Annotated in this window: 25 protein-coding genes; 10 read left to right on the top strand and 15 right to left on the bottom strand. The window is 55.1% G+C overall.

Features of this window, described 5'->3' with window-relative positions:
- The first annotated feature begins 54 nt into the window (after nucleotides 1-54).
- The 9 genes from NHG65_RS09750 to NHG65_RS09710 all read left to right on the top strand — a co-directional run bounded on the left by NHG65_RS09750 (nucleotide 55) and on the right by NHG65_RS09710 (nucleotide 8,702).
- Nucleotides 55-138 carry a DUF6890 family protein gene (locus tag NHG65_RS09750; RefSeq protein ID WP_499183470.1) on the top strand — a complete coding sequence of 28 codons (84 nt, stop codon included), beginning with the start codon at nucleotides 55-57 and terminating at the stop codon, nucleotides 136-138.
- Nucleotides 135-2,048: a phage tail tape measure protein gene (locus NHG65_RS09745; protein WP_499183226.1), complete on the top strand. Its 1,914-nt coding sequence runs from the start codon at nucleotides 135-137 to the stop codon at nucleotides 2,046-2,048. The genes NHG65_RS09750 and NHG65_RS09745 overlap by 4 nt, the downstream gene beginning before the upstream one ends.
- The gene (locus NHG65_RS09740; RefSeq protein WP_499183225.1) at nucleotides 2,041-2,379 is read left to right on the top strand and encodes a DUF2590 family protein; all 339 of its coding nucleotides are present in this window, start codon (nucleotides 2,041-2,043) and stop codon (nucleotides 2,377-2,379) included. Before NHG65_RS09745 ends, NHG65_RS09740 begins: the two co-directional genes overlap by 8 nt.
- Nucleotides 2,369-3,553 carry a baseplate J/gp47 family protein gene (locus NHG65_RS09735; protein WP_499183224.1) on the top strand — a complete coding sequence of 395 codons (1,185 nt, stop codon included), beginning with the start codon at nucleotides 2,369-2,371 and terminating at the stop codon, nucleotides 3,551-3,553. The genes NHG65_RS09740 and NHG65_RS09735 overlap by 11 nt, the downstream gene beginning before the upstream one ends.
- Nucleotides 3,546-4,148, top strand: coding sequence for a hypothetical protein (locus NHG65_RS09730; protein ID WP_499183223.1), 603 nt, complete (start codon nucleotides 3,546-3,548; stop codon nucleotides 4,146-4,148). The genes NHG65_RS09735 and NHG65_RS09730 overlap by 8 nt, the downstream gene beginning before the upstream one ends.
- 87 nt (nucleotides 4,149-4,235) lie before the next feature.
- Nucleotides 4,236-5,783, top strand: coding sequence for a phage tail-collar fiber domain-containing protein (locus NHG65_RS09725; protein ID WP_499183222.1), 1,548 nt, complete (start codon nucleotides 4,236-4,238; stop codon nucleotides 5,781-5,783).
- A gap of 2 nt (nucleotides 5,784-5,785) precedes the next feature.
- Nucleotides 5,786-6,487: a hypothetical protein gene (locus NHG65_RS09720; protein WP_499183221.1), complete on the top strand. Its 702-nt coding sequence runs from the start codon at nucleotides 5,786-5,788 to the stop codon at nucleotides 6,485-6,487.
- Nucleotides 6,484-7,038, top strand: coding sequence for a baseplate complex protein (locus NHG65_RS09715; protein ID WP_044550267.1), 555 nt, complete (start codon nucleotides 6,484-6,486; stop codon nucleotides 7,036-7,038). Before NHG65_RS09720 ends, NHG65_RS09715 begins: the two co-directional genes overlap by 4 nt.
- Nucleotides 7,035-8,702: a hypothetical protein gene (locus NHG65_RS09710; RefSeq protein WP_499183220.1), complete on the top strand. Its 1,668-nt coding sequence runs from the start codon at nucleotides 7,035-7,037 to the stop codon at nucleotides 8,700-8,702. Before NHG65_RS09715 ends, NHG65_RS09710 begins: the two co-directional genes overlap by 4 nt.
- A gap of 701 nt (nucleotides 8,703-9,403) precedes the next feature.
- On the opposite strand, the gene ptsG is transcribed toward NHG65_RS09710, so the two are convergent.
- The 14 genes from ptsG to yceD form a co-directional block, all read right to left on the bottom strand.
- Nucleotides 9,404-10,837 (bottom strand): PTS glucose transporter subunit IIBC, encoded by a 1,434-nt coding sequence (ptsG, locus tag NHG65_RS09705; protein WP_099062529.1) that lies wholly within the window; start codon nucleotides 10,835-10,837, stop codon nucleotides 9,404-9,406.
- A 338-nt stretch (nucleotides 10,838-11,175) separates the two neighbouring features.
- Nucleotides 11,176-11,952: a metal-dependent hydrolase gene (locus tag NHG65_RS09700; RefSeq protein WP_099062530.1), complete on the bottom strand. Its 777-nt coding sequence runs from the start codon at nucleotides 11,950-11,952 to the stop codon at nucleotides 11,176-11,178.
- Between the two features lie 14 nt (nucleotides 11,953-11,966).
- Nucleotides 11,967-12,974, bottom strand: a complete 1,008-nt coding sequence (gene holB, locus NHG65_RS09695; RefSeq protein ID WP_085116242.1) for a DNA polymerase III subunit delta' — start codon at nucleotides 12,972-12,974, stop codon at nucleotides 11,967-11,969.
- Nucleotides 12,974-13,612: a dTMP kinase gene (gene tmk, locus NHG65_RS09690; RefSeq protein WP_099062531.1), complete on the bottom strand. Its 639-nt coding sequence runs from the start codon at nucleotides 13,610-13,612 to the stop codon at nucleotides 12,974-12,976. Before tmk ends, holB begins: the two co-directional genes overlap by 1 nt.
- Nucleotides 13,602-14,627 carry an endolytic transglycosylase MltG gene (gene mltG / locus NHG65_RS09685; RefSeq protein ID WP_099062532.1) on the bottom strand — a complete coding sequence of 342 codons (1,026 nt, stop codon included), beginning with the start codon at nucleotides 14,625-14,627 and terminating at the stop codon, nucleotides 13,602-13,604. The genes tmk and mltG overlap by 11 nt, the downstream gene beginning before the upstream one ends.
- A gap of 13 nt (nucleotides 14,628-14,640) precedes the next feature.
- Entirely contained in the window at nucleotides 14,641-15,438 is a 798-nt protein-coding gene (pabC, locus tag NHG65_RS09680) for an aminodeoxychorismate lyase (protein ID WP_499183219.1), read from the bottom strand.
- Between the two features lie 176 nt (nucleotides 15,439-15,614).
- Nucleotides 15,615-16,856 carry a beta-ketoacyl-ACP synthase II gene (fabF, locus tag NHG65_RS09675; protein ID WP_283602997.1) on the bottom strand — a complete coding sequence of 414 codons (1,242 nt, stop codon included), beginning with the start codon at nucleotides 16,854-16,856 and terminating at the stop codon, nucleotides 15,615-15,617.
- Nucleotides 16,857-16,937: 81 nt separating this feature from the next.
- A complete protein-coding gene (gene acpP, locus NHG65_RS09670; protein ID WP_004719003.1) occupies nucleotides 16,938-17,174 on the bottom strand; it encodes an acyl carrier protein in 237 nt (78 codons plus the stop codon).
- Nucleotides 17,175-17,328: 154 nt separating this feature from the next.
- Nucleotides 17,329-18,063 carry a 3-oxoacyl-ACP reductase FabG gene (gene fabG / locus NHG65_RS09665; protein ID WP_012006331.1) on the bottom strand — a complete coding sequence of 245 codons (735 nt, stop codon included), beginning with the start codon at nucleotides 18,061-18,063 and terminating at the stop codon, nucleotides 17,329-17,331.
- Nucleotides 18,064-18,074: 11 nt separating this feature from the next.
- Nucleotides 18,075-19,004, bottom strand: coding sequence for an ACP S-malonyltransferase (gene fabD / locus NHG65_RS09660; RefSeq protein ID WP_112348142.1), 930 nt, complete (start codon nucleotides 19,002-19,004; stop codon nucleotides 18,075-18,077).
- Between the two features lie 16 nt (nucleotides 19,005-19,020).
- Nucleotides 19,021-19,974, bottom strand: a complete 954-nt coding sequence (locus NHG65_RS09655; RefSeq protein ID WP_207977732.1) for a beta-ketoacyl-ACP synthase III — start codon at nucleotides 19,972-19,974, stop codon at nucleotides 19,021-19,023.
- Nucleotides 19,975-19,980: 6 nt separating this feature from the next.
- Nucleotides 19,981-21,015 (bottom strand): phosphate acyltransferase PlsX, encoded by a 1,035-nt coding sequence (gene plsX, locus NHG65_RS09650; RefSeq protein ID WP_207977730.1) that lies wholly within the window; start codon nucleotides 21,013-21,015, stop codon nucleotides 19,981-19,983.
- 11 nt (nucleotides 21,016-21,026) lie between these two features.
- A complete protein-coding gene (gene rpmF / locus NHG65_RS09645; RefSeq protein ID WP_012006327.1) occupies nucleotides 21,027-21,194 on the bottom strand; it encodes a 50S ribosomal protein L32 in 168 nt (55 codons plus the stop codon).
- 16 nt (nucleotides 21,195-21,210) lie between these two features.
- A complete protein-coding gene (yceD, locus tag NHG65_RS09640; RefSeq protein ID WP_099062537.1) occupies nucleotides 21,211-21,732 on the bottom strand; it encodes a 23S rRNA accumulation protein YceD in 522 nt (173 codons plus the stop codon).
- A gap of 141 nt (nucleotides 21,733-21,873) precedes the next feature.
- On the opposite strand from yceD, the gene NHG65_RS09635 reads away from it, so the two are divergent.
- Entirely contained in the window at nucleotides 21,874-22,455 is a 582-nt protein-coding gene (locus tag NHG65_RS09635; protein WP_413502485.1) for a Maf family protein, read from the top strand.
- 9 nt (nucleotides 22,456-22,464) lie between these two features.
- Here the strand turns inward: NHG65_RS09635 and rluC are convergent, their stop codons facing one another.
- The gene (gene rluC / locus NHG65_RS09630) at nucleotides 22,465-23,427 is read right to left on the bottom strand and encodes a 23S rRNA pseudouridine(955/2504/2580) synthase RluC (protein WP_085116231.1); all 963 of its coding nucleotides are present in this window, start codon (nucleotides 23,425-23,427) and stop codon (nucleotides 22,465-22,467) included.
- Nucleotides 23,428-23,657: the final 230 nt, after the last annotated feature.

Here is a 23,657-nt window from a genome sequence, read left to right as displayed (position 1 = left end):
CGCCGGCGATATCTGCCGGGCGAGCCGGACGATAGCGAGTCACTCGCCCGCGCGATGTGGCTGGATAATCGATATTGGCAAAACATGGCGATCGCAGTGAATAACGGGATCGGCAAAGCGTTCAAGGGTACAGGATGAAACAACTTGAGGTGATGCTCTCACTGGTCGATAAATTCTCTCAGCCATTAAAACAGGCTGGCGCAGGGATTAATCGATTTGCGAACCAGACCAAAGCCGGGCTAATGCAAGTTGGCGCCGGCGCTGCCGGTTTATGGGGCGCGGGGCAAGCCATCAAGGGATTTCTGGGGCCAGCTTATGACATGAATCGCGCGCTTGGCGAGGTTCGCTCTCTGGGCGTGGCAGAAAAATCATTGTCCAACCTGTCTGACGCCGCGCTGATGTTTTCCATGCAGTACGGCGGCAGCGCGGCGGATGTCGTGCGTTCGTCCTATGATATCCAATCCGCGATCGCTGGCCTGCAGGGCAATGAGCTAAGCGATTTTACTGTCGCATCTGGTGTGTTGGCAAAGGCCACCAAAGCCGATACCGCTGTGATCACAAAGTACATGGGCACCATGTACGGTATTTTCCAGAATACCGCTGACGCGATGGGCCGTTCGAACTGGGTGAAACAAATCGCCGGGCAGACGGCTGAAGCCGTTCGCGTGTTTAAAACGTCCGGTAATGATATGTCTGCCGCGTTCACCACGTTAGGCGCGGCGGCCACATCCAGCAAAATTGACATCGCCGAACAGATGGCCGTGCTTGGTATGCTGCAAGCTACCATGAGCGGCAGCGAGGCGGGCACCAAATACAAGGCATTCTTAGCCGGTGTGGGTAGCGCACAGAAAGCCCTCGGCCTGTCATTTACCAATACTGACGGCTCAATGAAAAGTGTCGTCGACATCATGGGACTAATCCAAAAGAAATACGGCGACCTGTCAAAAGTTGCGGATTCAGATCTGATTAAAAAAGCCTTTGGCAGTGATGAAGCTGTCGCCATGGTGAAATTACTGGCGACAAATACTGCAGGCCTGAAGGAAAATATCGACTCACTGGGCCGTATTACCGGCATGAAAAATGCCGAAAACATGGCTAAATCGATGGTGGATATCTGGGATCGCCTGAATGCCATTTGGAAAGGCTCCCGCATCATCATCGGCAGCACCCTGCTGCCCGTTCTCGATCCGCTGCTACAGAAGGCGGCTGCCGCGGGCATGCAATTCGCTAAATGGATGACGATGTTTCCAAATATCGCCCGCTGGCTAGGCTATATCACCCTGGCGATCCTGAGCCTAACGGCTGTCGGCGCGTTGGCAACGATGATGGTCGGAATAGCGCGCGTCGCCTGGGGTGGCTTCATTGTTGTGCTGAAATTGTTACGTCCACTTCTTTTGCTGCTGCGCCTTTCATTCTTCCTTACCGGCCTGGCGATCAATTTCATGTCCTGGCCGCTGTTGCTGATTATCGGGGTAATTGCCCTGTTGGCTGCTGGCGTCTGGGCAATGATCACATATTGGGATGAACTGAAAGCCGCCATCATGAACACCGCCGCTTTTCAGTGGTTGATGGGTATTGTTACCCAGGTCGGCGCCCTTTTCGCTTCCACCTGGGCAATGGTGACCGAAGGCTGGCAGAACGTGGTCAACTTCTTCATGGGACTGTCGCCTGTGCAGGCGTTCACCGATTTTAAAAACACCATTACCGATGTATTTAAGGGGCTGTGGGACTACCTGAAAAACAGCTTTGCGCAGACCTATAACTGGATTGTGGACAAGCTGAACATGATCCCCGGCGTCGACATCGAAATGAAAAACGTGGCGCCAGAAGTGACCCCTACCGGAAGCCAGCCAGGTAGCGCGCCGTTACTGACAGGCAGCAATCTGCAATCAACGGGCCGCGGCGGCATCATGGGCCAGGTTAGCCAGTCGACCAATAACAACAGCAGTGCGCGAACCCAGACGATCGGCACCGTGCAATATAACGTGACGCAACCACTGACCCCGCAGGCACTGCAAGAAAACATGGAGTTATACGGTCATGGCTGATGAAAAACTGTATATCGACCTGCTGATCACTGACCGCGACTTTACGCTGAATGCCGGCTTTGAGCCGGTACTCTGCAATAACCTGGTTAGCATCGGCCAGGACATCAAACACGCCATCATGGAAAGCGGCCTCGCGACGTTGCTGGTTGCCGAACGTAGCCCAACGCTGCGCGCTGACATCATTTTGCAAATCACTTTGTTGGTTGAAGATGACGAACGGCTGATCCCCAGCACTATCTATGTGACTGAGGAAGCCAGCGGCCACCTGCTAATTACCGCCGATACCTATGATTTTGGCCCACTCAGCACCGGGGTGACCTATGACGAGTAAACCAACCGTTGATTTTGAGGCCGCACTACGTGCCGGCGGCATGCCAACCACCGAGGCCGAAGTCAAAGCTGAATTCCAGAAGGTTGTCGACGACGAGGGCATGATCACCAACACCTCGAAAATGTCGCCATTCTGGCGCCTGATCACAGCCATCGTGACCAAACCCGTGATCTGGCTAAAAGACATCCTGGTCACTGTGGTGATGGCAAACATGTACCTCGCCACCGCAACAGGTGCCTATCTGGACTTGTTCGCCTGGGCGGTCAACCTGTCGCGTAAAGACCCAACCTTTACCCAGGGCGTGATCAGTTTCTTCAAATCTGACCCGACACTGTTGATCACCATTCCCGCAGGCACTGTGATCCAAACAGAACGCATCGACGACAAAGTTTACCGGGTAATGACCGTCGCTGAAGTGGTGATCCCCGCCGGAACGGCCAGTCAGGCGATCGCCGTGAAAGCCGAGGAAAGCGGTACCGCCTACAACCTGGCACCAGGATATTTCCGCATCTTGCCGACCGATATCCCCGGCATTTCACGGGTTGAGAACCTCGACAACTGGCTAACCCAGCCCGGCGCTGACAAAGAATCTGATGACGAGCTGCGCGACCGCAGCCGGAACCAGTACAACCTCGTTGGCTCCTATCACATCGATGCGGTTTACCGCAGCATGATCGCCAGCGTTGCCGGCCTCAGTACCGACCGCGTTTATTTTGAGCATGACGCCCCACGCGGCCCAGGCACAGCAAACGCTTATCTGTTACTTGATACCGGCGTACCGGCGGATTCTTTTATCGCAGCAGTCAATGATCACATCATGGTTCAGGGCTACCACGGTCACGGCGATGATATGCGCTGTTTTGCCATGCCAGAAACGCAGCATGATTTGACCGTTACCGCCTACATGTTTGCCACGCTGAACTTGACCGACGACGAGCAGGCCGATTTAAAGCAGGACATTGAAAACTTTATCCGCTGCGCATTCCGCGACAACGCGACCTATGAGGTTACAAAGACCTGGCCGCACAGCCGTTTTAGTTTTTCTCGTCTGGGCGAAGAGTTACACCTGGAATTTTCAGCCATTGAATCTATCAAGTTCTCACTGGACGACATCATCAGCGGCCTATCGGTGCCGCGCCTGGCATCGTTAAACGTGGTGCTGACCAATGGCTAAACCCGTGATCACCCTGCCGAGCTGGATGAACAAAGGCGAGCCAAAGAAATTGGCTACCGCCTGCGCCACGTTCTGGGAGAAGGTCAAAGGTTGGATCTCGTTTCCACTGGAACAGACCGACCCGGAAACTTGCACGGTTCAAATTCTGAACTTGCTGGCGTACCAGCGCGATATCGATCGCTTTGAGGGGGAACCGCTTTGGTTGTACCGGCTGCGCATTAAGCACGCCTTTATTAATGCCCAGGACAGCGGCAGTTTTATCGGCTTCAAGCGCATTTTTGATCGTCTGAAAATCGGCGATATGCAGCAGTTAGAGCGACAGCCTGGCATCGACTGGGACGTCATCATTATTCGCGTTAATGACAACCAGCTGGCCGCTAACGCCACGCTGATGAACGAAATCATCAGGAAATACGGCCGCACCTGCCGCCGGTACCGGTTCGAGGTGCTGAACGTCGCCCCGCTGGGTATGCGCGCCGGTTGGTTTGATAACGATCACCAGCTTATCAGCGCCAGGCCGGGCAAAGACGCCGCCATCATCACCGAAAGCCGGCTGTATATCATGACCGAAGCCGGCGAGATTTTGACAGTTTAACCATGTGGCATAGCGGGATCTGTCTGTAATGGCCAGCCCGAGTACAGACAATTACAGCGATGCTGCAGCACAACAAAAGGGGCCGACATGTCAGCCATTATCACCAGAAAATACGAACAATGGGCGGCAAGCCAAGCGGCCCAAAATCTGCCGGCGCGTCCGGATACGTTCGTTTTTGCCTATATCCCAGGACAAGACTCTGAAGCCGAGATAAGCCGCGATGAACCCTTGCCGGCAGCGGCCAGTATTGTGCACACCGCACCGGTGATGCAATACGGCATGCTCAATACTGACGCGGTAGTCTTTTCTGTGGTGCTCGACACTACCGTCGGGGATTTTGACTACAACTGGATCGGGCTACTCGACCAGGCCAGTAACACGCTATGCATGGTAGTGCATACACGCACCCAGCGAAAAATCGCAACCAGCGGCCAGGAACAGGGAAACACGCTGACCCGTACCCTGGCGATGGAGTTCAACGGCGCCGCCGGTGCTACTCAGATTAATGTTACCCCTCAGACCTGGCAAATCGACTTCTCGGCCCGCCTGGCCGGAGTCGATGAACGCCAACGCCTGGCCGGTCTGGATATCTACGGCCCTGGCGCATTTTTTGGCGATGGCTTTCTGGTCACCCGCACCGGTGCCAATTACCAGGCCGCCGCGGGGCTGGGTTATGTGGGAGGGTTGCGCGGCGCGCTGCCAGCACTGACGCCGATCGCCGTTGACCATACCCCGACACTGATCTGGGCTGATATCAGCCTGCAGGGCCAGGTGACCAGCCGTTGGGAAACAACGGTAAAACTCACCGCCGCCGACGCATTGCAGGATTACATCGACCCGCAGGGCTTCCCGCATCACGTCACACAGCTGGCCCGCATCAATGAAGACGGAAGCGTCACCGATCTGCGTCCGAAAGGTTCCCAGGGCGAGCAAGAAGCCAGCAGGCTATTTTTGCGTAAAAGCGCCAATCTGTCCGACGTCGTGAACGTTGAAGCCAGCCGCGACAATTTGGGGTTGGGTGATCTAGCGATAAAAGACGTGCTTTACGCCCACGATGTCGGGGCATATACCCAGGGCGAGGTCGATCAGAAATTTTTCCCCCGTACAGGAGGAACGATCGCCGGCCCGATAAACACCCTTGGCGACGTTGGCACCCAGGGCGGCGGATTTATCATCCGCAATTCAGACGGTGTGCAGATCGGGGCCGCCACCGCCGACAGTGGCGGGAACCTCACTCTTACATCAAATGTTTCAGGCGGAAATTTCGGTCTGGGCTTGGGCGGGAATTTTGGCACGTCGCCAGGTGTTGAAATTTACGAATCAGGACAGCGGGTTTACAGCCCGAATAACAAGCCGGAAGAGTTGCACGTCGACGGCCCTAACTGGTGGTCACGCGACGCCAGCGGGAAGATCACGCAAGGCGGCATCGTCAACAGGTCGGATAGCTCCAACCCCGTCACGTTTAATCTTCCGTTCCCTAACGCTGTATTGAGTATTCACTTAACTCTGTGCGAAGTCGCAAATAGTGGTGGTTCAACCGACAACATTATCGCTCAAGGTGCCAATAATGACGGATTTAATGTCTGGATGAATGCAAACGAACTTTCAGCCTACTGGCTGGCCGTGGGGTATTGATCATGTGGCAGCGCGTCACCCTGGGCTTTCCCGATAACCTTGCGCCGATCAGTTGTTCTTTACTGACCGTGAATCCGTGGACTTATGGCGCCGGCCAGGTGACGCCGTCCGGCAATTACTTGAGCCCTGAGAACGCCGTTAAATTCCTTGCCGGTAAGCTGAAAACCGCCGGCGGCACACCGGGCGCGGTCGGCTTTTTGATTACGGCGACGCAAAGCGATCGCTTTCTGTCTGACCTGGCCGCATTTGCTGCCCTGCTGCCATTACCAGACTTACAGAAAACTGCCCGCAAGGCCGTGGCCGAGGCCGAACTCGCCGCCACTAAAATTCAGTTACCAGGGCTGCAGGGTACAGGGTTGCCCGATGTTACCCCGCTGTCACTAAGCACCACTCGCGCCGCCCAGAATGCACAACGCATCCGGGCCGCGGCAGAGTCAGCCGCCGGCGGTATGTCGTTTGATGCCATTACGGACGCACTGCAGAGCTTGGAAGATGCCGCCAGTCAGGCACAACAAGCAGCGGAACAGGCGCTAACAGAACTGAAAAGCCGCCGCGTTGATGCCTGGATGTTCAGCGACCAGGGACACCCGGCCAACATGGCAAACAATCTGCTAAACGGCATCCCAGAACCTGACGCGATTTACACACTCGGCGCCCTGTTCGTGGGTGACGTTGGCGAGCTGTTAAGGATGGTGAAACCATGACGATCATACTGCTGGCGCTGGATGGCGAAGCTATCCCGATGAAGTCAATTAAGGTTTCCCCCAAAATGACTATCGAAACGAAAGACAAGTCGGGGCAATCATCAAGCACCACCCAATCAGAGAACGGCGTCAAGGCCAAAGAGCTGAGCGTGTCCGGCCTCGTCGACTTCAAAGACAAAACCTTACTGTCACGCATCTTTACCCTGGCCGAAGCCAAGGGCAGCGGCGGAGAAGGTCGACGCTATCGCATTGCTAACCCTGTCGCCCAGGCGATCAATATGCGGCAAGGGATGTTTACCGGCAGCATCGAAGCCACCGAACAAACCGATAAACTGGCATGGCAGGTGAGTTTCACCCTGACCGAACAGCTGAGTACCGCGGAAAAATCCAAGGGCCGTAAAGCGGCCAATGCGCCAGGCAACACCACGAAAACTCAAGGCGCCAGCGGCACCGCTGCGGCCCCGTCTGATGATGCCGTCGAGCAAGAAAAAGAGCTGACCGGTTTTGAGAAGATATTGAAAAATGTCGATGACAAACTGGGGGCGCTATGAAGCCCATAGTTACCTTGAAGATTGGCGCGGTAGATGCACCAGTATCAGCCTATGAAGTGGTGACCGACCTCAACGACACCGGCCGCGGCTTCATCACAGCCAAAATTGCAGACGACGCCACCGGGGCTATCGTCCGCCTCGATCTGGGTTACAACAACACTGCATACCGCTGGTTTACCGGGTATGTTGAACGCGATCAGCAATCTGATAACGGTTTCCGCCGGTTGTTCGTGCGTGAAATGACCGGGGTATTTGAAAGACGTTGGCCACTGTCACTACAGCACCCTACTCTGCGCCAGGTCACCCAGGCATTAAATGCGGCAAGCGGCATTGAATTCATTTTGCCGGCAGCGGATTACACCGACACACCGATCCCGCACTTTGTGCACAGCGGCACCGGTTGGCAGTTACTAAACACCCTCGGCCGGGCCTTTGGCATCGATGATTATATTTGGCAACAGCTACCTGACGGTTCCGTCTGGCTCGGCCGTTGGCAAGATTCGCGCTTTGCTGATCTGCCGGTTGAGATCCCGACAGAGTACGCATCCAGCACCGGAGCCGGTAATTCTGTTACCCTGCCGCTGATCCCCTCGGTGCGTCCGGGTGCAATGGTCAACGGCCAACGCATAACCCGCGTTGCCATCAAAGACGGTGACATGACGCTGACCTGGACACCACTAAATGCCAACGGCCAACCAAAGGTAAAGCCAGCGTTTCAGCGTCAGCTTGAGCAACTCAACCCTGAGATCGCCGCTGGCCTGCACCTGCCGAAGCTAGCGCGCGTAGAAAACTACACCGAGTCGGCAGAGCTGGGCGACATTGCCGACCCATTCCGCCCAAAATATGCCGTCGGGGTGCAGTTGCTTGACGAGAACGGCCAGGACAGCAAGGGTACCCCGTCTTATCCTGCAGTACAGCTACCTGTGACGATGGGCGGTGACGAAAGCGGCTTCATGCAGTACCCACCGCCTGGCACATTGGTAGAACTGGCGTTTCAAGACGGACGCCAGGACAAGCCCTTTATTCGCCAAGTATTATCAAGCAATGCCAGCCTGCCAGAGATAAAGCCGGGCGAACAGCTGCAGCAGCAGCGCGCCGGCGTCTTTCAGCGCGTCACGGCGCCAGGTGACTGGCACCGGGAAACTGACCAGGCTATCCGGGAGGTATCAACATCCCGCACAGTCGAAGCGGACAAGGAAACCCGCAAGGTTATCGACCGCGAGATCACCGTCCAGGCTGATGACAGCAAGACTGTGCTGGGCACGGCGAGAACCACCGCCGGCGCCGTAACGCATATTGCCCGCGGCGACTACACCGTCGGCACCAGTGCCAACCTGAAGACCGCAGCCAAGGCCGCAGACGAGAACATCGCACAGGGTAAAACCGTGAATATCGGCGGCACGCTCACCGAACGTATTGCCGGCATTCGTCAAAGCATATCCGCTGCGCTACAGCTGCAGGCGGGTACCACCACGATCGGCGATGGCGTGACTAACATCCTCACCCTGTTGACCGAAACCCTCGACCTGGTCGACACGCTGGCACAACGAACGGCAGAACACACCCACAGCAACACCGGCACCCCAACAAATGCCACTGAGATATCGCAGACATCGACCACGGTCACCGCGCTGAAAGGCAAGTACGGCCCCCTGATCGGCTAGACTAGCCACCTCGAAACCAAACCAGCCATTTAAACGCAACCAGCGGCCCATCACGGGCTGCTGCTGCATCTGCTCGCCCGCACCGGGCGGAACTCGAAACGACTCACGACGGCCCACGGAACGCACGGAAACCCACGGCACGGAGCCGCCGCGCCACGGAAACCGGACTACACCGCACCCGCCTGCCCGTTTCGCGTTGAGAAATTTTTGCAAAGGATCTTTTCTGCAATTGATACCGCCAGCCCGCGCCGTGCCTGGGGCTTTGCGAAAGAAACGCCATTGCACGCATTGCAATGATTTTCAACGATTTGCAGCGCCAGCACCGAGCGCAGTGAAGGCCGAAAAAGTTAACTCGATGAAATAAAAGGATCTCTTTTGCTTTCCGTGAGGATCTAAGCGAGCAGAAGACATAGAAGGGAATTCATCAGAGAGTGCCTTGCGTCCAGACGTGGCGGGGCTTCGGGGGGTATTTGATATCTTTGGAAGTTTTGCAAAGTTGCAACAATAGGATCTATAGACGACGCGAGCGGAAAACCAAGCGGCAAAGCCTCCGCAAAGTGGGTGCCATAACCAAATTAAGCGCTAAACCTTTCCACCGAGGTAACAATGTGGACAGGAAAAATAAAAAACCGTTATAAATCAATATATAAACCAATAAAAAAGGGAGGCTTTCGCCTCCCTTTGAAACTCCCCTACCTGAATTAATGATTACGGATGTATTCGTCCATATCCGTTTTCAGGTTGTCAGATTTGGTACCAAAGATAGCCTGAACCCCCGAGCCTGCGACGACTACGCCGGCAGCACCCAGTTTTTTCAGGCCAGCCTGGTCAACCTTGCTCACGTCCGCCACGCTAACGCGCAGACGGGTGATGCAGGCATCCAGGTTGGTGATGTTGTCTTTACCGCCGAAAGCCTGTACCAGCGCCGCAGACATTTCAGAACCACCCTGTGCAACTTGCTCAGAGATCGTGTCTTCACGACCTGGGGTTTTCAGATCCAGCTTGGCAATCAGCACGCGGAAGATGGTGTAGTACACCAGACCGTAGATGATACCGACGATTGGGAACAGCCAGATTTTGCTGCTGTTGCCGCTCAGAACGATAAAGTCGATCAGACCGTGTGAGAAGCTGGTGCCGTCACGCATCCCCAACAGGATACAGATCGGGAACGCCAGGCCAGCCAGGATGGCATGGATTGCGTACAGGATCGGCGCAACGAACATGAAGGAGAACTCGATCGGTTCGGTGATACCGGTCAGGAACGAGGTCAGCGCAGCGGAGATCATGATACCGCCGACTTTTGCGCGGTTTTCCGGCTTGGCTGAGTGCCAGATGGCAATCGCAGCAGCAGGCAGACCGTACATTTTAAACAGGAAACCACCGGACAGTTTACCCGCAGTTGGGTCACCCGCCATATAACGTGGAATATCACCGTGGAACACCTGACCCGCTGCGTTGGTGTATTCACCAATCTGCATTTGGAACGGCACGTTCCAGATATGGTGCAGACCGAACGGCACCAGCGCACGTTCAACCACGCCGTAAATACCAAACGCCACTACCGGGTTCTGATAAGCCGCCCACTGGGAGAAGGTCTGGATAGCCGTACCGATTGGAGGCCAGATAAAGGACAGTACTACGCCCAGAACGATTGCCGCCAGGCCGGAAATAATCGGCACAAAACGCTTACCGGCAAAGAAGCCCAGATATTCCGGCAATTGAATGCGGAAGAAGCGGTTAAACATATAGGCAGCGATGGAGCCGGAGATAATCCCCCCGAGCACACCGGTATCCGCCAGGTGTTTGGCCGCAATCTCTTCAGCCGGCAGGTGCAGCACCAGCGGCGCAACCACCGCCATGGTTTTCACCATGATGCCGTAAGCCACTACTGCGGCTAACGCGGAGACACCGTCGTTATTGGTGAAGCCCAGGGCAACACCGATGGCAAAAATCAGCGGCATGTTGGCGAAAACGGAACCGCCGGCTTCCGCCATCACGTGTGAGACTACCGCAGGTAGCCAGCTAAAGTTGGCGGAACCGACGCCCAGCAGGATACCTGCGATAGGCAATACGGATACCGGCAGCATTAGCGACTTACCTACTTTTTGCAGGTTTGCAAATGCGTTCTTGAACATAGTTGAGTGTGCTCCTGAGTAATAGTGCTTTGCTACTTTTCGCGATTCTTCGCGTTGCAAGGGGGGGAGAAAAAACCCCTGCAATTCAGGGTGTCTGAGCACCCCTTGAATTATTACGCAGAGTAAAATAAATAGGCTGCGCAATGTTTGATGACAGTCACGTTTCGATGAACAAAACCGGGTATTTTTCTTATATCGCTTATTTCTTGTTAAAAATGAGCAAAAAACGCCCGTAGCTCGCCCGAAAACGGGTGGGAACATTACCCGTTTCGGCGATTAATTACGAGCTTAAAAAAAATTCAGATTTCGTTAACCCCAGCTATAGCCTAGGCCAAAGATCAGAGTTCGATGTGAAATAAGCGTGAAAAGTTGGCGGTGGTGGTTTCGGCCAGCGTTTCCAGGCTCACGCCCTTCAATACCGCCATGTATTCAGCCACATCGCGCACATAGGCAGGTTGGTTTTCTTTACCGCGATGCGGCACCGGAGCCAGATACGGCGAGTCGGTTTCCACCAAAATACGATCCAGCGGCACGTAGCGCGCTACCTCACGCAGTTGATCTGCATTGCGGAAGGTCAAAATGCCGGAGAAGGAAATGTAGAACCCCAGATCCAGCAAGGCCTCCGCAGTAGCACAATCCTCAGTAAAACAATGCAACACACCGCCGCAGTCCTGGGCATTTTCTTCACGCAGGATCGCCAGCGTGTCTTCACGCGCATCGCGGGTATGCACGATCACCGGTTTGTTCAGATCGCGGCCGATACGGATATGTTCACGAAACGACGCTTGTTGCAGTTCGAGATTATCTTTCTGATAGAAGTAATCCAGCCCGGTTTCACCCAGTGCCACTACCTGCTCTGCCGCCGCCAGACGGCGCAGCTCAGCGTAATCGTAACCCCCTTCCAGATTGAGTGGATGTACCCCACAGGAGAACGCCACGTCGTCGCGAGAGCCAATCAGCTGGGTCATCGCCTGATAGCCCGGTAAGGTGGTAGCGACCGCCAGTACGTAACCCACATCGCGCGCCTTGGCCTTCGCCAGGGCATCATCCACGTTTTGGTGCAGCGTTTGGTAATCCAGGCCGTCAAGGTGACAATGAGAATCTACTAACAACATAATATTTAACTCTTTTACAGCGAATGAGGGTGGGAATAGCCGGTAGCGCCAAGCATCTGCTCCCAGCCAAGTAACTGTTCGGTCAGCAGCAGTTCACGGTTAACGCCGACGACGCTCAGCAACTGATGACGGCAATGAAGCCATTGCTGCAACCCTTGCTGCAGAGAAGTGCTGCTCAGGCGACTGGCCAGTTGGTGCACCAGCGGCTGCTGATCCTGATTCAACACAAAGCTGGCGGCCCCCTGCTGCCACTTCATGGCGTCCATCAATAACGCGCATAACCAGTGTAGCCGTTCAGCAACGTCTTCGTGATTCAACACCGGCAACAAGGACAGCATGTCATGCTGCGGCAATGCGGCACTCAGGGCGCTGCACAGCGCGCTGCGCTGCTGCCAACGTTCTGGCTGCAGCAACTGTTCAGCAGCCAGCGGGGCGCCATCGTGCAGGCGCAAGGCCGTCAGGAGATCAACCTGATTACCCGGCGTTTGACGGTTCAACCATTGCAGGCTGAGCTGCTCATCCGGGCTGGCAAGGTGCCAATATAAACAACGGCTACGCAGCGTCGCCAACAAACGTGAAGGCTCACGGCAACTCAACAGGAAAAAAGTTTTTTCTGGCGGTTCTTCCAGCGTTTTCAACAAAGCGTTGGCGGCGGCCTCGGTCAGCAACTCCGCCTGTGGCAGCCAAATCACCTTGGCGCCGCCCTGCTGCGCATGCGTATAAAGGATTTCAATCACCTGACGAATGGGTTCCACCCCCAGGCTGCTTTTGCCTTTTTCCGGCGTCAGCACGTGATAATCCGGATGGTTACCCGCCAGCATCAATCGACAGCTATGACATTCACCGCAGCTTTTCTCACCGTTGCGGCGCTGGCAGATCAGCCAGCGACTCAGCCCATAGGCCAGCGCATCCTCACCATTGCCCGCAGCGGCATGCAACAGCAGTGCGTGATGACCGCGACCGGTCGCATATTGTCCGACCAATTGCCGATAAGGGGTGTTCAGCCACGGATACCAGTTCATTACACGCCTTCCTGCTGCTGCAGCCATTGGCTGACGCTACGGCGGATCGCCGCCGTCACCTGCTCCAGCGATTGAGAAGCGTCAACGGTGACGATAGAGTCATCCTGTGCCGCCAACTCCAGGTAACGCGCGCGGGTGCGTTCAAAGAATGGCAGTGCCTCTTGCTCGATGCGATCCAGTTCGCCGCGCGCACGAGCCCGCTGCAGGCCCACTAACGGCGGCAAATCCAGGTAAAGCGTCAGGTTCGGCCGAAAATCTCCCAGTACCGTGTCACGCAGCGACGCCATCAGTTGTTGATCCACACCCCGGCCACCACCCTGATAGGCTTGAGAAGACAAGTCGTGACGATCGCCAACTACCCAGGCACCGCGCTCCAATGCCGGTTTGATCACCGTTTCCACCAGCTGTACGCGGGCTGCATACAGCATCAGCACCTCGGCCTTGATGGTCGGCAGTTCGCCATCCACGCCGCGCTTGAACAGGTCACGCAGTTTTTCTGCCAGCGGCGTGCCACCCGGTTCACGGGTAAAAGTAATATCGTTGATGCCATGCTCGCGTAGTACGTTGACCACGGTATCGCGTGCGGTAGTTTTACCCGCACCTTCAAGCCCTTCGATAACCACGAATTTACTTTTCATTCTTTTCCTTTAACGCCTGTCGATAGGCGCGCACTGCCTGATTATGGCTGGCCAGGTTAGTGGTAAATTGATGCCCACCCTTGCCGTCGGCAACAAAGTACAAATAAGGCGTTTTCGCCGGATTGGCAGCAGCTTCCAGCGAGGCCTGACCCGGCATGGCAATCGGCGTTGGCGGCAGACCGTTGATCACATAAGTGTTGTACGGCGTCGGTGTTTCCAAATCTTTGCGGGTAATGTTGCCATTATAACTGTCACCCATGCCGTAGATCACAGTCGGGTCGGTCTGCAAACGCATGCCAATACGCAGGCGGTTAATGAATACCGACGCCACTTTAGTGCGCTCCTCCGGCACTGCGGTCTCTTTCTCAATGATCGAGGCCATGGTCAGCAACTGTTCCGGCGTCTTGTACGGCAGGTCTGCCTCACGGCCCTGCCAGGCGCTCTCAAGCGCTTTTATCATACGCAGGTGGGCTCGTTTCAACAGCGCCATATCGCTCATGCCTGCCGTGTACAGATAGGTATCCGGGTACAGGCGCCCTTCCGGGCTGGTGCCTTCCGGCAGGCCCAGCGCCTCGGCGATTTCCGCCTCGCTTTTACCGGCTAGCGTATGTTTGAGGTATTTCGACTGTTGCAGCACCATCAGCCAGTCACTCAGACGGGAACCTTCAATAAACCGCGCGCTGAATTGGGCTTCTTTACCGCTGGCCAACAGTTTAAGCATTTGACGCACCGTCATGCCCGGCGTAAAGCGGTAGGTCCCGGCCTTAAACTCCGCCAATTGCGGCTCCAGGCGCAGCAGCCATGGGAACCACTTACCGTTGCGGATCAGCTTGTCGCGTACCAGCAGCCCTTCCAGCGCCACTCGTCCGGTCCCTGCCGGCAGTTTAAAAATGGCTTCCTGCTGGATCGCCAATGGCGTATCCGCAAAGCGCTCAACCTTCTGGTAACCCCAAAACAGCAGGCCCAATACCAGAACAACAATAATAGAAACGAACTTCAGCTTTCTTTTCTTCATCAATCAGCCATCGTTAACAGTGTGGGCGCAAAAAATCATACAGTTGGCGCGAAGGGTAACGCCATGATTGCGCAGTATTGACCGGCAGCAACGGCATTAACGCATTGCTCACCAGCACTTCTTCGGCATCGGCCAGCGTCTCCAGCGGCTCACTGACGCAATGCAGCGAGTATTCGCTGCCCGTCAGCAGCTCAATCACCCGACGACGCATCAACCCGGCCACCCCGGCCTGACCCAAGTCCGGCGTAAAAACCGCTTTTCCCTTACGCCAGAACAAATTAGCCGCACAGCATTCCACCAGCATACCGGCAGTGTCAAGCACCAGCGCCTCGTCGGCGGCCGTCTGGTCAAGATGCGTGCGGATCAACACCTGCTCCAAACGGTTCAAATGCTTCAGCCCAGCCAACAGGGGATTACGCCCCAGCGCTACCGGACTGACCGTCAGGCTGATGCCCCGTTCACGCCATGGCAGATAGTGCATCGGGTAGCTGCTGCGAGAGACAATGCGGGTAGGAGCCTCACAGCCTTTCGGGCTGTAACCCCTGCCACCGCTGCCGCGCGTCAATATCGCTTTGACCACGCCCAGAGGGATAGATTCTGCCGCGTGCACCATTTCATCTTCCAAAGCGCTCCAGTCACAGGCTGGCAGCATCAGCCGTTGTGCCGCCAACTGCAGTCGCTCGATATGCCAGGGCAACAGGTCGATTTTACCCTCGGTCACCCGGGCGGTAGTGAAACAACCGTCGCCAAACTGCAAACCGCGATCGCTTGGCGCGAGTGCATTATGCTGATACCCATTAATCCAGTACATAGACTCCCCCTGACCGCTTTGGTATCACTACAGAATAACAGGCGCAGGTGCCATTAGCAGCAGCTTGCCGTTTGGCTATAACACCGGCAAGCAGAGCTTTCCGAGTCACGGGTCAACGCCATAAAAAAAGCCCGGTTTAAAAAACCGGGCTTTTATAGCATCTGCCAACTGAGGTATTACACCTTGCGGAAGATCAGTGAACCGTTGGTACCACCGAAGCCGAAGGAGTTACACAGTGTGTACTGCATATCACTCACCTGGCGCGCTTCGTGCGGAACAAAGTCCAGATCGCAACCTTCATCCGGATTATCCAGGTTGATGGTTGGCGGAACGGCTTGGTCACGCAATGCCAATACGGTGAAGATCGATTCGATCGCGCCCGCAGCACCCAACAGGTGGCCGGTCATCGATTTGGTCGAACTGACCATCACGCGCTGCGCATCGCTGCCAAATACCGACTTCACCGCCTGCGTTTCGGCTTTGTCACCGGCCGGCGTTGAGGTGCCGTGCGCATTGATATAACCGATTTGTGACGTAGTCACACCGGCATCACGCAACGCATTTTCCATCGCCAGCGCTGCGCCCGCCCCATTATCAGGAGGGGACGTCATGTGATAAGCATCGCTGCTCATCCCAAAGCCGACAACTTCAGCATAAATCTTGGCGCCGCGTTTTTTAGCGTGCTCGTACTCTTCCAGTACCATCATGCCGGCACCGTCACCCAGAACAAAACCGTCACGGTCTTTGTCCCATGGGCGGCTGGCCGCTTGCGGGTTTTCGTTACGGGTCGACAATGCGCGTGCTGCGCCAAAGCCACCGACACCCAACGGGGTACTGGCTTTCTCTGCCCCACCGGCCAGCATGACGTCAGCATCATTGTAAGCAATGATACGCGCGGCATGGCCAATGTTGTGCACACCTGAAGTACAGGCGGTGGCGATCGAAATGCTCGGGCCACGCATGCCGTACATGATGGTCAGGTGGCCTGCAATCATGTTAACGATGGTTGACGGCACAAAGAACGGACTGATTTTCCGTGGGCCACCGTTAACCAGTGAACTGTGGTTTTCTTCAATCAAACCCAGGCCGCCAATACCGGAGCCGATAGCGGCACCAATGCGGCTGGCGTTAGCCTCGGTGATATCCAATTGCGCATCCTGCATAGCTTGCATGCCGGCCGCGATACCGTATTGGATGAAGGCGTCCATCTTGCGCGCATCTTTGCGTGAGATGAAATCCTCTGAATTAAAATCCTTTACCAGGCCAGCAAACTTGGTCGCATAGGCTGTGGTATCGAAATGGTCGATCAGGCTGATGCCACTCTGACCGGCAAGAAGAGCTGTCCATGTGGACTCTACCGTATTGCCGACAGGAGACAACATGCCCAGTCCGGTCACAACTACTCGACGCTTAGACACGTTTGTCCTCCAAGGAGGGAAAATATGACACTAGGGATAGAAAAAACTTAGGCGGTCGAGTGACCGCCTAGATATGTTCTCTTACTGCTGGCTGGCGTTGATGAAATCAATAGCTGCCTGAACAGTAGTGATTTTCTCAGCTTCTTCGTCTGGAATCTCTGTGTCGAACTCTTCTTCCAGAGCCATTACCAGCTCAACGGTGTCAAGAGAATCAGCACCCAGATCTTCAACGAAAGAAGCGTTATTTAAAACTTCTTCCTGTTTAACACCCAACTGCTCAACAATGATTTTCTTAACGCGTTCTTCGATAGTGCTCATACTCTTAAATTTCCTATCAAAACTCGCTTTCGCGATGGTTTTCGTAGTGTATAAAATGTTGAAAAAGATGCAACTAAATCCCGGCTGGTCAAACCACGATTTTACGCTATTCTGCGGTTTTTACCCCAAATAACGCAAATAGTTTTCGCATTTTTTAAATCATGTACATGCCGCCATTGACATGCAACGTTTCACCGGTGATGTAGCCAGCCTCATCAGAGGCTAAAAATGCAACAGCGCTGGCGATTTCTTTAGCATCCCCCAGCCGATTGGCTGGAACTGATGACAAAATGCCTGCACGCTGATCATCTGTCAACGCCCGTGTCATGTCCGTCTCAATAAAGCCAGGTGCCACGACGTTGACCGTAATGCCACGCGAAGCAACTTCACGTGCCAAAGACTTACTAAAACCAATCAAACCGGCTTTAGCCGCCGCGTAATTAGCCTGCCCTGCGTTCCCCATGGTTCCGACTACAGAACCGATGGTGATGATACGGCCAAACCGCTTTTTCATCATAGCTCGCATTACCGCTTTTGACAGACGGAATACCGAAGTCAGATTGGTGTTCAGGATATCCTGCCACTCATCGTCCTTCATACGCATCAGGAGGTTATCACGCGTAATACCGGCATTATTCACTAAAATGTCGATTTCGCCAAATTCAGCACGAATAGATGCCAGAACGCTGTCGATAGATTGAGCATCGACCACATTCAACGCAAACCCTTTGCCGCTTGCACCCAGGTAGCTGCTGATAGCCTCAGCGCCGCTTTCACTGGTGGCGGTGCCGATAACTTTAGCACCACGTGCTACAAACGTTTCTGCAATAGCCCGGCCAATACCCCGGCTAGCGCCGGTGACCAGAACAACTTTACCTTCGAAGCTCATTGTTTTCCTCTTTATTGTTCAAGCGCCGCTGTCAGGCTGGCTGCGTCATTAACCGCCGCCGCCGTCAGGGTATCAACAATACGTTTAGTCAGACCGGTCAGAACTTTACCCGGACCAACCTCTAGCAGCAGCGTAACGCCCTGTGCTGCCATAAACTCTACGCTCTCGGTCCAACGCACCGGGCTGTACAACTGACGCACCAGCGCACTGCGGATCGCTTCTGGATCGGTTTCGGTGCGCACGTCGACATTATTCACCACCGGCACCTGTGGCGCACTGAAGGTGATTTCCTGCAACGCGATGGCCAGCTTGTCTGCAGCCGGTTTCATCAGTGCGCAGTGCGAAGGCACGCTCACCGGCAACGGCAGCGCACGCTTGGCACCTGCGGCTTTACAGGCCGCGCCTGCACGTTCAACCGCTTCTTTATTGCCGGCGATCACTACCTGGCCTGGTGAATTGAAGTTCACCGGCGAAACAACCTGCCCCTGGGCAGATTCTTCACAAGCCTTGGCGATAGCCGCGTTGTCCAGGCCGATAATGGCGGACATCGCGCCAGTACCTTCCGGCACAGCTTCCTGCATCAGTTTGCCGCGCAGCTCAACCAGACGGATTGCCGCCTGGAAATCCAGCACGCCCGCACACACCAGCGCCGAGTATTCACCCAGGCTATGGCCGGCCATGATTGCAGGCGCTTTACCGCCCTGCTGCTGCCAGACGCGGAAAATCGCTACGGAAGCCGCCAGCAATGCCGGCTGCGTCTGCCAGGTTTTGTTCAGCTCTTCCGCCGGCCCTTGCTGCACCAGTTGCCACAGGTCGTAACCCAGAACGGAAGAGGCTTCGCTGAAGGTCGCTTCAACGATCGGATATTGAGTGGCCAAATCGGCCAGCATGCCCAGAGTCTGTGACCCCTGGCCTGGAAAAACAAAAGCAAATTGCGTCATTTTTTCTTCCTGTTAATCAGAAACGAACCAGCGCCGAGCCCCAGGTAAAGCCGCCGCCAAAGGCTTCCAGCAGCACCAGTTGGCCGCGTTGAATTCGCCCATCACGCACCGCTTCATCGAACGCTGCGGGGACCGAGGCGGCCGAAGTGTTACCGTGACGGTCGAGCGTCACTACCACTTTATCCAGCCCCATACCCAATTTTTTCGCCGTCGCGCTGATAATACGCAGATTGGCCTGGTGTGGCACCAGCCAGTCCAGCGAGCTGCGGTCCAGATTGTTGGCCTGCAAGGTTTCATCAACGATGTGAGCCAGTTCGGTAACCGCAACCTTGAAGACTTCATTACCCGCCATGGTGACATAGGCCGGTTTGTCTTGATCCTGACGATCTTTGAACGGCAAGGTCAACAAACCGCCGTAGCTGCCATCGGCATGCAGATGGGTCGACAGGATGCCGGGTTCTTCAGAAGCACCCAACAGCACGGCGCCTGCACCATCACCAAACAGAATGATAGTGCCGCGATCTTCCGGATCCAGCGTGCGTGACAATACGTCAGCACCAATCACCAGAGCATGCTTCACCGCGCCGTTTTTAACATACTGATCGGCGACGCTCAACGCATAGGTGAAACCGGCGCAGGCCGCAGCCAGATCGAATGCCGCACAGTCCTTAATACCCAGCAACTGCTGCACCTGGCAGGCAGAACTTGGGAATGCGTGGCTCGAGGTGGTGGTAGCCACCACGATCAGCCCGATGTCTTCTTTAGCCACACCCGCCATTTCCAGCGCTTTTTCAGCAGCATGGAAGCCCATCGTCGCAACGGTTTCATCCGCGGCGGCAATACGGCGTTCACGGATACCGGTACGAGAGACGATCCACTCGTCAGAGGTATCCACCATTTTTTCCAGGTCAGCGTTGGTGCGCACTTGTACGGGTAAATAACTCCCCGTACCGAGAATCTTTGTATACATGTACGATCAGTCACTCTTAGGTAATACAGCTTCAAGGCGCGCAGCAATCCTGTCAGGGACTTGCCGCTGCACCGCCTGCACAGCCTGTTCGATTGCAACTGCAAACGCGTGCGGGTTCGCAGCGCCGTGGCTCTTGATTACGGTGCTGCGCAATCCTAACAGACATGCGCCATTATACTGGTCGGGGTTCAGGTGGCCGAACCGCTTTACCACCCGTTTTTGCAACCAACGGCCCAACAATTTTAACCACCACGCCTGCTTGCCACCGTCTCCGGATGATTTCAGCAGCGATAAAAATACTCTTACCACCCCTTCCATGGTTTTCAGGGTGACGTTACCCACAAAGCCGTCGCAGACCAACACATCGGTTTTACCGGTGAGGAGATCGTTGCCCTCCAGGTAACCAATATAGTTGATTGCCGGAGTATTTTTTAGCACGGCGGCCGCTTCGCGGATGTTATCCAGGCCTTTGGTTTCTTCTTCACCAATATTCAGCAGCGCCACGCGTGGTTGCGCAATCCCCACCACCTCTTCGGCCATCACCGCGCCCATCACCGCAAACTGTACCAGCATGGTACTGTCGCATTCGACGTTGGCGCCCAGATCCAGCACCACGGTTTTGCCACCCAGCTGATTCGGGATCACCGTCATCAACGCCGGCCGTTCAATACCTTCCAGCGGCTTAATCAGCATTTTCGCCAACCCCATCAACGCGCCGGTATTGCCTGCGCTGACGCAGCCCTGCGCATCACCGTTTTTAGTCAGTTCCAGTGCAATGCGCATGGAGGTACCACGGCTGGCACGTATCGCTTGTGAGGGTTTGGCGTCGCCGGCAATCACTGATTCAGCGGGCACAACTTGCAAACGTTCCAGAAGAACCGGATCGGCTTTGGCAAGTAAGGGAGAGAGGGTGTCGGGATTGCCGACCAGCAGAAGATGAAGCTGTAAATTAGAGGCCAGTGCCTGCAATGAAGCAGGCACTGTGACGCAGGGACCGAAGTCCCCGCCCATTGCATCTAACGCCAGGGTTAGACGAGTCAAGGTACCGCTACTTAGCCGATAACCTTGCGACCGCGGTAGAAACCGTCGGCAGTGATATGGTGACGCAGGTGAGTCTCGCCAGATGCTTTATCTACAGACAAAGTGGCGGTGGTCAGAGCATCGTGTGAACGACGCATGCCACGTTTGGAACGGGTTGGTTTATTTTGTTGTACGGCCATGGACCTTACTCCTTAATTACTTACGCTTTAAACTGGCTAATACGGCAAATGGATTTGGTTTCTCCGCCTCTGCAGGCAGTTTGCCAAATACCATGTCCGCTTCGGACACTTCACAGTGTTCAGATTCATGTACCGGGACGACAGGCAGTGAAAGAATAATTTCATCTTCAATCATTGCCAGCAGATCGACTTCGCCAAACTCATCGACTTCGATCGGCTCGTACGCCCCCGGTAATGCCTCAGCCTGCTCATCATTGACGACCGGGCTAAAACAATATGTTGTGTGAACATGATGTTCAAACGGCACTCCACAGCGTTGGCACATCAGCATTACCTGGACGTCCGCATGCCCTGTTATTACCGCGAGGCGCTGGTTATCAATATCAAAGGATAACGAGACCTCAACATCACTGTCCACACTGACCACAGAGGCGGCAACACGTGTAACCTGCTCAGGCGCATAGGAACCAACATAGTCCAGGCGTTTCTGAGCGGTACGTACCGCATCAATGGTCAAGGGTAATTTTACCTTTTGCATAGGGCGCGCATATTAACTTTGTAACGACTTAGAGTCAAAGAAAAAGGCCGTAAAACGGCACCTTTCACCAATATTCGCTTCCTCAGCGGCGGACAGTTTAAAATGCCCACTCTATTTACGCTACGGTTTACGAAAAAAATTATGCAAAGACTGCTCCTTGCCTCCACCTCGACCTACCGCAAGACGCTGCTGGAAAAGCTGCATCTGCCTTTTATCTGTGCCGTTCCGCAGGTCGATGAAGCCCCGCTGGCCGGGGAAAACGCCGAAGCGCTGGTGCTACGACTGGCAGCGGCGAAGGCCCAGGCATTGGCCAGCGCCTACCCCGACCACCTGATTATCGGCTCAGATCAGGTCTGCGTGATTGACGGTAAAATCACCGGAAAACCACACACCGAAGAAAATGCCCGCGCGCAATTGCGTCAGGCCAGCGGCCAAAAGGTCACTTTTTATACCGGCCTGGCGTTATACAACAGCCATAGCCAACACCTGCAACTGCTTTGCGAACCTTTTCACGTGCATTTCCGTGTGTTGAATGAGGCTGAAATCGACGCCTATGTTCGCCTTGAGCAACCGCTCAACTGCGCAGGCAGCTTTAAAAGTGAAGGTTTGGGCATTGCGTTATTCGACAAGCTGGAGGGGCGGGATCCGAATGCGTTGATCGGTCTGCCGCTGATTGCGCTACTGGAGATGCTGCGGGCTGAAGGCATCAACCCGCTGGCATGAAGGTACGGCTTACTGTTCTTTAGACTGCTTGCGCAATACCTGCAGGCAGTGGCGCAACTCTGCGTCCATCGGCGCTTCGATACGCATCGTTTCGCCAGTGCCTGGGTGTTCAAAGCGCAGCGCTGCCGCATGCAGGAACAAACGTTTGAGCCCGGTTCCCGCCAATTGGCGATCAAATTCACGATCGCCATAGCGGTCGTCAAAGGCTATTGGATGTCCGGCGTGCAGGGCGTGAACGCGAATCTGGTGAGTACGTCCGGTGATCGGACTGGCCTTGACCAGCGTCGCATGCTCAAAGCGCTCTTCCACCTTGAAGCGGGTTTCCGACGGTTTGCCCTCGCTGTTAACGCGCACAATACGTTCACCGCTCTGCAGAATATTTTTCAGCAGCGGCGCCTGTACCGCTTTGCAATGCGACTGCCATTGACCGCGAACCAGTGCCAGATAATCCTTCTGCATCCCTTTCATCCGCAGTTGCTCATGCAAGGAGCGCAGCGCGGAACGCTTTTTCGCCACCAACAGCACGCCAGAAGTGTCGCGGTCCAGGCGATGCACCAACTCCAGGAAGCGGGCTTCCGGACGCAACGCACGCAAAGCTTCGATCACGCCAAAACTCAGACCGCTGCCACCATGCACCGCAGTGCCTGAAGGTTTGTTCAGCAGCAGCAGGTGATCGTCTTCATACAGAATGCAATTGGCCAGCGCGGCCACTTTATCCAGCTTGGCAGAGACCGGTGCCTCTTCACGCTCGGCAACGCGTACCGGCGGCACACGCACCACGTCACCGGGCGCCAGCTTGTATTCCGCCTTGATGCGTCCTTTATTAACGCGCACCTCGCCTTTACGTACGATGCGATAAATCATGCTCTTCGGCACGCCTTTCAGGCGGGCAAGCAGAAAGTTGTCGATTCGCTGACCGGCTTCGTCGTCAGAAATCGTGATTAGTTGTACTGCAGGAATGTTCGTTTTCATGGGGCAGGATTCTAAATAGAGCGCGTAAATAGCGCCACTTCTTTTTATGTGCTTAACTGTCTCTCTGACTGCAGGCGAAACTCCAGCGGACAATAAGGCAGCAAGCCGGTTTGAACGTTTGCGATTTCTTCCGCAGTTAAGGAAAAGTCACCTTGCTATAACAGTATCAGCAGTGGAATAATGCGTTTACTTTCCACGTTGATTCTCGTTAAACAGGGAAAACTGTGGAA

Origin of the sequence: Serratia myotis, from assembly GCF_027474885.1 — a bacterium.
In the GTDB taxonomy this organism is placed as follows: Bacteria; Pseudomonadota; Gammaproteobacteria; order Enterobacterales; family Enterobacteriaceae; genus Serratia; species Serratia proteamaculans.
The sequence above is the reverse complement of the archived record's forward strand: the minus strand, read 5'-3'. Positions and strand labels throughout refer to the sequence as shown.